The following is a 9,451-nucleotide window of genomic DNA, read 5'->3' on the forward strand; positions in this document are numbered from 1 at the left end:
CGCCTGTTACTGACAGGCAGGAACGGCCGCAGCCGTTCCCACTCGGCATCACTCAGATCACCCCGCCCCATGTCCGCATCAACGACCCGGACGCGAGGCAGTCACATGATCGACCGGACAAGTCCTAAGTCCGTACCTGTCCGACACGCACAACGTACGCGCGCCGCGGGCGGTCTGTCAGGTGATGATCTGAAGCGCGTAGCCGATGGCGGCGCCCAGCGCGGTCGCGACGCCGGACGCGGCCCACACCCGCTGTTCCAGCGCCGCCACCCGCTCCCCGAGCCGGGCCAGCTCGCCCTCGGTCTGCTCAGTGCGCTGGAGCGCGAGGTCCAGGCGGCCGTCGAGCCGGGCGAAACCCGCCTCAACGGTCCCCCGCAGCTTCTCCAGTTCCAGCGCGACATCCCGTTGCTCCGGTGGGGTCACGGCCGCGCCCGCTCGCGCACGGCCTCGGTCACCCCTGGACCGTCGCCCCCGGTACCGGATGTCGCCACGGCGGTCAGCAGCGCCAGCACCGCGGACCCGCCCGCCAGCGACAGCGCATCCCCCCACGGCGCGTCCACCAGCCCGGCCTCGTCCAGGCCGAGCGCGGCGATGAGGGCCTGAGCGAACGTCCTGATCATCCGCTCGAAGGTCGCGGTCCAGAATGCTGCGGTCGTCATGATCACTTCTCCTCCGTGATGAGCGCGTCGCCGAGCCGGTCGAGCGCTGCCTGCGCGCCGGCCTCCGCAGCCGCGCGGATCTCCTCCGCGGTCAGTCCGCCGCCCTCGGCGAGCTTGGAGAGCACTGCATCCCGAGCCGCGCCCTTCGCCGCGAGCTCGGCCACCGCGCCCTCCAGCGCCTTGACCCGGCCGCGGGTCTCCCGGGCGACCTCGCCGACGTGGATGAGTACGCTCTTCGGCTTCCACGTCGGGTTCGTCTCGCTGCCCCAGGGCACGGCCATCTCGCCGTCCAGCTCCCAGGCGCCCCGGTACAGCTCTTCCTGTGTGGGCACGTCGTCCTCCGGTGTCGTCTTGGTGGCCCAGGCGCGCAGCGCGGCCTGGGAGGGGAAGGCGCCGAGATTCGTGTCGATCGGCGTGCTGGTGTACTGGTGGAACAGCCAGGGGTGCCGGATGTTGGGCTTGCCGGGGCGGCCGTTGTACTGGGCGATCCACAGCGCGTCGCCTGCGTTCGACGTGGTGTCGCGGTTGAGCCAGTAGTCGACGTTGCAGTACAGGCCCACGCGGTGCGTCTTGCCGCGTAGCCGCTTGACCTCTGCCAGGAACGCGTCCTTGTCGGCGCAGCTGACTCCCGGGTCTTCCCAGTCGGCCCACAGCGGGTCGCCGTGCCGACTGGCGCACTTCTCCACGAAGTACCGGGCCTGCGCGGTCATCGATCCGGGGCGCAGGAAGTGGTAGAAGCCCACGACCAGCCCGGCATCGCGTGCGTGTGCGGCCTGCGCCCACATCTTGGGGTTGATGTAGCTGGTGCCCTCGGTGGCCTTCACGAACACGAAGTCGATGCCCTTCGTGCTGTACCGCTCTGGCTGGTACGAGGCGACATCGATCCCTTTCACGGCCACGGCTGCCCTCTCTCAATTGCTCGGCAGGTAGGTGATGTTGCGGAATTTCCCCGCGAAGCGATTCGCGGGCCGCCCGTAGAACGTCTCCTCTTTCTCGATCCAGAAATACGGGCCCCGGTACTGGCTGTCGCCGGTCGTCACCGAGTACTGCGTGCCGTCGGTCAACGTGCGCGTGAACGTGATCTGATCCGGGGCCACCACCAGCTCATACGAGTTGTAGAAACCCGCCGCGACGCTCGGGGACGACGCGGTGGCCAGGTACTCGATCGACGCACCTGGGGCGGGCCATTTCGCCAGCCCGATCTCGCCGGACTGCCTCTGGAATGCGCGATACAGCGTGACCTGCCCGGTAGGGAATCCGGACGGATTCACCTCCGGGTCATCGGGCCACGCATACGGGCCGGCATCGGTTTCCGCTCCGAAGAGGAGTCCCATTTTCGCGCGGGCCGACGAGTCCTCGGCGAGCGTGTTCCACTTCATGTCCCACGTGATGGTGTACGAGTCCGGGTTCGTCAGCGGGCACTCCCAGCCGACCAGTACGCTCGCGCGGCCGATGTCCGCCCCGAACCCGGCCGGCAGGATGAGCCCTTGCTCGCTCTCCTCTGTCCGTCCGCGCACGTAGCCGCCGGACGAGAGGACGTTCCCCTGGTCGGTGCGGTGCGTGAGCTGCCCCGTGCCGACCCGGCGGTGCTCCCAGGGGTCGTACTCCGTGCGGTATCCGTACCGCGAGCCGCCCGGGATCCCGCCGCGGTAGTAGAGCGGGTCCAAGCCGTACCCGCCCCGCAGCCCCAGCGCCTCCGCGCGGGCCCTGGTGACGTGCCGGGAGTCGCCCCACAGCAGAACGGTGATCCCGGCATCCCGGTAGGCCGCGTGCACCGTGTCGTCGTACCGGTGGCTCAGGATGATCCACTCCACCCCGGCGCCGGTCAGATCGGCCACCGGATACGGCAACCCCGTCTCACCCCACGACTCGGGGCGAAGGGGCATCATCACCGGAGTGATCCCGGCCCCGGCCACCGACTGCGCGGACTCCAGCTCGCGCACCCCGATCATCGCCCACGACTGCGCGCAGTACTGGAGCACGGCCCGGATCGCGCCGATGATCGCGGTCGCCTCCGGGTAGGACGCCAGATCCGGGTCGGGAGCGCACTCCAGCAGCGCCACGCTCTTGCCGTCGATCCGGTCCAGGAACTCGGCGACAAGCGGCTGGTAGTACCGGGGCGCCAGCCAGCCCCACCAGCCGCCCCGCCGGTCGCCGCGGTCCACGTTGCCGTCGCCCTGGTTGTAGGAGACCGGATCGTCGGTGTCTCCGGCGTAGTTGTAGACCGACTTGATGGTGGACGTGTTCATCTGCCGGATGTCCTGCGTCACGTACAGGCTCGTGCGGCCGGTGGTGATCCGGTGGGACCAGTAGTCCGCGACCACCCCGACGTCGTCCGAGGAGGTGGCCACCTTGAAGCCGATGATGTCGAACTGATGGGCCAGGCAGTACTCCAGCTGCTGCGGCGAGGAGTACGGCCCGTGCAGCCCCGCCAGCGCCTCCGCCGCCACCACCCCGGTCTCCGGCAGCGACTCGATCGGACGGGCGCACACCTCCGGCACCGGGGTGTCCCCGCCGGGCGCGTACAGGCAGCCGTCCGCGCCGAAGCGGAGCGAGTTACCCGTGTCGCGGCTCAGACATACGTTCAGCTTCTCCAGCGACTTGTCCCAGCGCAGGCCCATCCCCGCCGCATCGCTCAGCAGGCCGCCCAGGTCGACCCCGAGCCTCCACGGTGACGCCACCGTGCCGTTCCCGTCCTTGGTCAGCGGCGGGTCCACCTCCAGCACACAGCTGCACGTCCCGCCGCACCCGCATCTACCGGCCACCGCTTGGCTCCTCTCCGCCGCCGAGTTCGTAGGGCACCAGCCGCTCCTGGCCCTCCTCGTCCACCACCTGCCGCATCCACCGGCCGGCCACGTTGAGGATCAGCACGCTGGACGACGCGCTGCTGTCGTGCAGCGCCCGGCCGAGCGTGCGCTGCACGGACACCGCGGCCCGCATCGGCCGCTGCGCCGCCCGCTGACCCGGTAGCGCGGTCATGTGCTCAGCTCCTCGTCCACGTCTCCGAGCGGGATCAGCCCGACCTGGACCCGCTCTCCGCCCCTCTGCCAGGTCACGTCGACGTCGGAGATCGCGAAGCCCTGCCGGAGCGGCAGACATAGGTTGTGGGCGAATACGTCCAGGCGCTCCCCGGGCACCAGCTGGCGGATGGTCACCGGGGCGTCCGGGGTGAGCTGCGCGTTGGCCGGTACGTTGATCGCCGTCGGCACCGGGTAGCGTCCGGCGAGGTCATCGCGCGCGGCCTCGCGCAGGTCGGCGTCCGCCGCGTCCTCCTCCTGGAGGCGCACCAGGGTGTCCAGCCGGCCGTAAGTCGTCCTGGTGCGGCCGGTGCCGAGGGTCTTGCCGTCGCTGATGTCCTGGCCCTGCTGAGAGGTGGCGAACGCGTAGGCGGCCCCGCTGAGACCGTCCTTGATGACCTCCACGTCCCCGGAGATGTGGTCCAGGGTGAGGGTCGCCGTCGCGCGGGTGTCGCTGGTCGGGCGCCCGCGCAGCAGCAGGGAGCGGCCTACCGTGGTCCAGGTCAGCCCGCGCTTGGTCCACTCGCGGAGGATGTCGCCGAGGTACTCGGTCCACACGCTGCGGTTCGAGCTGCCGTCCTTCTCGACCTTGATGCGGGGAAGCCCTGTGTCCCGGCGGACGAGGTACGGCAGGATGCCGCACCAGTCCGGCGGATCGCTCAGGCTGCTCTCGGCGAGGTTCAGGCGGATGTGGTTCTCCGCGATGTACGTGATCGGTGCCCGCATCCGGCCCCGCGCGTCCGCCGTCGAGCTGGTGTAGGTGACGCGGAAGGTGTTCACCACATGGTCGAACCACCCCGTCACGTCCTGCGCCCCAATCACGACAGCGTCCCGCCGGAACCGCGGGCGCACCACCGGCCCCTGCCAGACGAGGTCGCCGTCCCGGTAGATCGTCAGCTCGTGCACCCACGGCTCGACCCGGCCGAGCGCCTCGCAGTACTCCGGACCCGCGTCCGCCACCGCGACGGTCACAGACGCCTCGCTGATGTCGTTGATCGTGCGGCCCCACTCCACCGCGCTGATCCGCTCCAGCGCGAGGTACTGCCGGCCGCCGCCCCGCCAGTGGATCACCGCCCGGTACTCCGACGCGCAGCCCAGGATGTTGTCCTGGTCACCGACGGGGCCGCCTCCGCCACCGCCGCAACCGCCCTCCGGGGTGTAGGTGACCCGGTTGGACGTCGAGACCTCAGAGACCCCCGAGGTGCGCTGGACCACCAGCCGGTACGTCACCGGCACACACGCCGGCGGCGCCGGGTCCAGCCACGTCGAGCCCGTCGGCAGCGTCTCCCCAGAAAGGATCAGCTGATCCATGCCAGCAACGGTGCGGTGGATCGTCCAGCTCTGAATCCCCGTGGTGTCCGCCAGCGCCACCGACAGCTCGATGCCAGGCTCCGGGCTGGTGACCGCCGAGGCGGTCAGCGTCACGTCCGGGTCCACACTGGAGCTGACCGAGTAGAGGTTCATCCGGCGGGCACCGATCCCGCCGGTGGCGAACCCGAACACCAACTGCGGCGCACCATCCGGGGCCCAGACCGAGATGGACTCCGGCTCACGAGCATCCAAGGTCAACGCGTGCAAGTTGTGCACCCGCTGCTGAACGGCCCCGTTCCGGATGTCGATGACCGTGAAGTACGCATCCCCGTTGCCCTCCGGTGGCTCGGGGTTGCCATCTCCGTAGCCGGTGCCGTGGGTCTGGTAGATGTACCGGCCGTACAGCGTCCAGGACTGGAGCGCGGGGAACGACGGCCGCGCGAACTCGTACACCGGGGCGGAGAAGTCCTTCGCGCGGAAGTCCTCCAGCTCATAGATCCGGTACCGCACCCCGCTACCGGTGTTGACCGCGATGGCCATCCGGCTGTGCTCCGCGTCCAGGGACGCCGTGACCCCGCGCACGGTCTCTACGGGCTCCACCGGGGTGTAGACGTCCAGGCCCGGCGCCCCGACGTCCACGATCGCGCCGTCCTCGAACGGCATGCGCACGAGCCTGCGGCCGTGGGCATTAGTTCCGATCGGCTGCATCACGGCGTCGTACGCCAGCCACAGGTACGCCGCGCCGGCCGCGTTCTCGACGGCCAGGCCCGCGCCGTGATCGAAGCCCCGCGCGTACATCACGCCGGTGACCTCGCCGTCGAGCGTCACGCGGTTGATAGCCAAGTCCCCGCGCGAGTCCCGTACCCCGGTCGCCGGCGGCTCGTCTTCGTCCGGCAGCGTCACGCCGTTCGCGATGACCTGCGTCGTGTACACCAGGCCGCCGACAGCATCGAGCGCTACCTGCTGGTGCACACGGGTCTGGTCCAGCTCGACGGCGCCGCCGAGCATCGGCGTGGTGGACCCGTTGAGGTTGAAGAGTATGTCGGCCACCAGTCACCCCACATCCGAGCGGGGCACCAGCAGCACCCGCGCCGTCGCGTCCGGAGCGGTGTAGCCGTCCTGCGACCACACCTCGATGCACAGCCCCGTCGGGCAGGAGAAGACGGGCCACTCGTACAGGCCGCCGCGGGGCCCGTAGATCGTCGGCGTCGACGTGGCGGTGCCGATCGGGATCTGCGGGCACTCCACCACCGACCGGCGCACCCGCCCGTCGACGCGCAGCACAGCCCTGCGGGGCAGATAGCTCACGTTGATGTCCGTGCAGGCGGCGCACGGATCCAGGTCGCCCTGGCACTCCCCGCCCTGGGGGTTCTGCCAGAACCTGACGATCAACCGGCGCATGTCGGTGCTGCCGGCCCGCACCTCCAGCACCGGTACCGTCTCCAGCCACTGCGGCTGGTCCAGCGGCGACACCGAGATCAGCGACCGCCGGAACGTCCCCAGGCCCCGCGCGTAGCACGGCGACGCCGGGGCCGGCGGCGCCGGAGGCAGAGGCGGAAGCGGGCACAGCGGATCCACCGCGCACGGAGCCGGCTCCAGACACCGCTCGTACACCTGATCCGGATCGACCGGGCCCACCAGTTCCCCGCCGCCGAGCGGCACCCAGCCGTCGTCCTGCTGGCCGGTAGCGAGCGGCTCCCGGTAGATCCACGGCGTGCCGGCCGCGAGGCTGAAAGTCACCGTGGCCAGCACGGCACCGCTGCCGAGGTACTGCGTGTCGGTCACCTCGGGGCCGTCGAGCACGCCCACGTCGTACAGGTGCCGCAGCTCCCGCTCCCCGTCCACGGGGCAGCAGGAGAAGACACACATCTCATCGCCCGCGCACGACGCACAGGCGGAGCCCTGGAGCGCGGAGGCCAGCCACTCCAGCCCGTACCCGAGCGCGCACTCGTCCGCCGCGATCAGCAGCACCGTGTACGCCAGCTCACGGTGCTGCCGCCGGGCCGCGCCGATCACGGCGCCATCCCCGACGAGCTGAGTCGGATCCCGGGAGATCGGCGACGAGTCGAAACCCGCGACCCCGAGACCGAGCACACCGAGCACGCCCGCCGACTCCGGCACCGCCGGGTCCCACCACGGCGCCTCATCGGTGACCGGGTCCACGTAGGGCATGTCGCCGAGTGCGGCCGGCAGGTCCGGGCACGGGTCGCACTCGACCGGGATGCCGCGGGCCCGCGCATACACCGCCGCGCGGGCGGAGTTGACGATCTCGACTCCGGCGAGGTCCATGTAGTCCGCGAGCACCCGCTACACCCCCGCCGCGACCGCGATGCGGCCCTGGAGGTGCTGGGCGAGCACCATGGGATCGCTCATGCGGCTGCTGATGTTCCAGTTGTTCGTGATCTGCGTCCCGCCGCCCGCGCCCTGGCGGGCCAGCAGCTCCAGCAGCCCGGACTGCTCGGCCAGCTGGGCGGCACGGCGCGGCTTCGTGAGGGGGATGACGACCTCGGGCCGGTTGCCCTCGGCCACCTCCACGATCTGGTTGCGGGTGACGATCGCGCCGTTGGCCAGACCGGGGACGAATCGACGCAGGCCGCCAGGGATCTTGGATTTGATCGCGCTTCCGATGTCGCCGATCTTCCCGGCGATCGCGGACGCGAGCCCGGAGAAGGCGGAGGCGATGCTGGAGATCAACGACTTCGCGGCCCCCACCGCAGCGGACGTGGCATCGGAGATCTTCCCGGCGATCCGGGACCCGAGTCCCGATACCGCCGACGCGGCCCGGCCCGGCAGCCCCGCGAAGGTGCTCACCACAGAGCTGACTCCCGACGACACCAGCCGCCGCGCGGTGCTCATCGCGGAGCTGAAAACCCGCGAGACCACGCCGATCAGAGCCGAGATGCCGCCGCTGACACGACCCGGGAGGCCGGAGAAGAGACCGACGACCCGAGAAGCGAAGCCGGCGACAGCGCCGATCACCCGCGCCAGGACGCCCACGATGCCGTTGACCACCGCGACCACGGCCCGGATGAGCGGGATGACCACGTAGATCGCCTGCCAGGACAAGAACGCCGCCGCGAACCGGAGGATGAGCCCGATCACCGGGGCGATCACGACCGTGAGGCGGGCGATCTGCATCCCCAGGTTGATCAGCGGCGGCAGCAGCGGCAGTACTGCCTGGAGGAGCTGGAGAAAGACCGGTGCGAGCTGCATCAGCGCGGGCAGGAGCTGCTGCGCGTTCTGTACGAGGACTGCCATCGCCTGCTGCGCCAGGGCCGTGAGCTGCGGGATGAGCGGCTCGACCGCAGCGAGCAACTGCAGCCAGAACGCGGACATCTGCGGCAGCAGCGGCATCAGCGCCTGCAACGCCTGGGCCAGCAGCTGCCCGATCACCACCGCGATCTGCGTGAGGATCGGCGCGCCCTGCTGGATGACCGGCATCAGGCTGGCGGACCACAGCTGTACGAACTGCTGCAGAGTGGGCAGAAGGGCCTGGATGCCTGCTGCGAGCGCGCTGACGATGACGGCCGCGATCTGCGTGATGACCGGCAGCAGCGGCGCCAGCGCCCCCAGCAGCCCGCCGAGTGTGGCGCCGAGCTGCTGGATGGCCGAGGTGACCGCCGGGTTCGCGAACGCTTTCGAGAGCTGCTGTGCGACCTGTGTCAGCCCGGGGCCCAGCGCGCGCAGTCCAGCGCCCAGCGCGGTGATGACGGCCTGCAGGCCGGGCCCGAGTGCGGTGGCGATGTTCGCGATCGGCCCGGCGAGTGACCCCAGCTGGCGGATGACGTTCCCGATGATCGGCGCCAGCGTCGCGAATACCCGGTTCAGCGCGGTGAAGACCTGCACGAGTGCCCGCTGACCGGCCACGCTGTTCATCTGCTGCGCGAGCGTGGTCAGTAGGGTTCCCAGCGCTCCGAGCGCGTTGCCGCCTGCCTCGGCTGCTGCCGTGAACACCGCGCGGAGAATCTGGCCTGCCGCCTGGATGACCTGCCCCAGCTGGCGGAAGACCGCGACAGCATCGCGCACCCACTGCACGGCCTGGTCGCCCCGGGAGATCTGCGACAGCCAGTTCCCGAACCGCGTGATCAAGTTCCCGATGCTGGCGCCGACCTGCTGCCCGAACGCCTGCGAGATCGTTGCGGCCAGCCGCAGGAACCCGGCGATCAGCGGACGCAGCCCACTGGTGATACCCGAGAGCGCCTGCTGCGCCCCGTCCAGGATCCCGTCCACCGCGCGGATACCCTGCGCGGAGCCGACCCACCGCAGCGTCGCGGCCACGTTCTCCGCCATCGCTTCAGCGATGCCGTCCAGCCCCGTGCGCAGCGTGCCGAACACGGGCACCAGCGATCTGAAAGCGGGCGTCAGCTCGCGTGCCCACGTCGCGGACAGCGTCTCCCGCAGCCGCTCGACCTGCGGCTCCAGCACCTTCGCGGACCTGCTGATGCCGTCCATGCCGAGCTTGAC

8 protein-coding genes are annotated in these 9,451 nt (G+C 70.5%); all 8 read right to left on the bottom strand.

Annotated features, from left to right (window positions below):
* Positions 1 to 177 precede the first annotated feature (177 nt).
* Entirely contained in the window at positions 178 to 423 is a 246-nt protein-coding gene (locus G5C65_RS23950) for a hypothetical protein (protein WP_165300986.1), read from the bottom strand.
* Complete coding sequence (locus G5C65_RS23955; RefSeq protein ID WP_165300987.1) at positions 420 to 659, bottom strand: holin; 240 nt, start codon at positions 657 to 659, stop codon at positions 420 to 422. Before G5C65_RS23955 ends, G5C65_RS23950 begins: the two co-directional genes overlap by 4 nt.
* 2 nt (positions 660 to 661) lie before the next feature.
* On the bottom strand, positions 662 to 1,558 hold the full coding sequence (locus tag G5C65_RS23960) for a GH25 family lysozyme (RefSeq protein WP_165300988.1): 897 nt from the start codon (positions 1,556 to 1,558) through the stop codon (positions 662 to 664).
* A gap of 12 nt (positions 1,559 to 1,570) precedes the next feature.
* The gene (locus G5C65_RS23965; RefSeq protein WP_165300989.1) at positions 1,571 to 3,385 is read right to left on the bottom strand and encodes a hypothetical protein; all 1,815 of its coding nucleotides are present in this window, start codon (positions 3,383 to 3,385) and stop codon (positions 1,571 to 1,573) included.
* 28 nt (positions 3,386 to 3,413) lie between these two features.
* Positions 3,414 to 3,638 (bottom strand): hypothetical protein, encoded by a 225-nt coding sequence (locus tag G5C65_RS23970; RefSeq protein WP_165300990.1) that lies wholly within the window; start codon positions 3,636 to 3,638, stop codon positions 3,414 to 3,416.
* The gene (locus G5C65_RS23975; protein ID WP_165300991.1) at positions 3,635 to 6,037 is read right to left on the bottom strand and encodes a hypothetical protein; all 2,403 of its coding nucleotides are present in this window, start codon (positions 6,035 to 6,037) and stop codon (positions 3,635 to 3,637) included. The genes G5C65_RS23970 and G5C65_RS23975 overlap by 4 nt, the downstream gene beginning before the upstream one ends.
* Positions 6,038 to 6,040: 3 nt before the next feature.
* A complete protein-coding gene (locus tag G5C65_RS23980; protein ID WP_165300992.1) occupies positions 6,041 to 7,291 on the bottom strand; it encodes a hypothetical protein in 1,251 nt (416 codons plus the stop codon).
* A gap of 3 nt (positions 7,292 to 7,294) precedes the next feature.
* On the bottom strand, positions 7,295 to 9,451 hold a 2,157-nt coding region (locus G5C65_RS23985; RefSeq protein WP_206442203.1), incomplete at its 5' end, for a lysozyme family protein.

The sequence above is a fragment of the Streptomyces boncukensis genome (assembly GCF_011045075.1).
Taxonomy (GTDB): Bacteria; Actinomycetota; Actinomycetes; order Streptomycetales; family Streptomycetaceae; genus Streptomyces; species Streptomyces boncukensis.

What these genes read in the sequence shown, in the direction of transcription:
- G5C65_RS23970 (WP_165300990.1), bottom strand. Translation starts at nt 3,638, where the DNA reads ATGACCGCGCTACCGGGTCAGCGGGCGGCGCAGCGGCCGATGCGGGCC.
- G5C65_RS23955 (WP_165300987.1), bottom strand. Translation starts at nt 659, where the DNA reads ATGACGACCGCAGCATTCTGGACCGCGACCTTCGAGCGGATGATCAGG.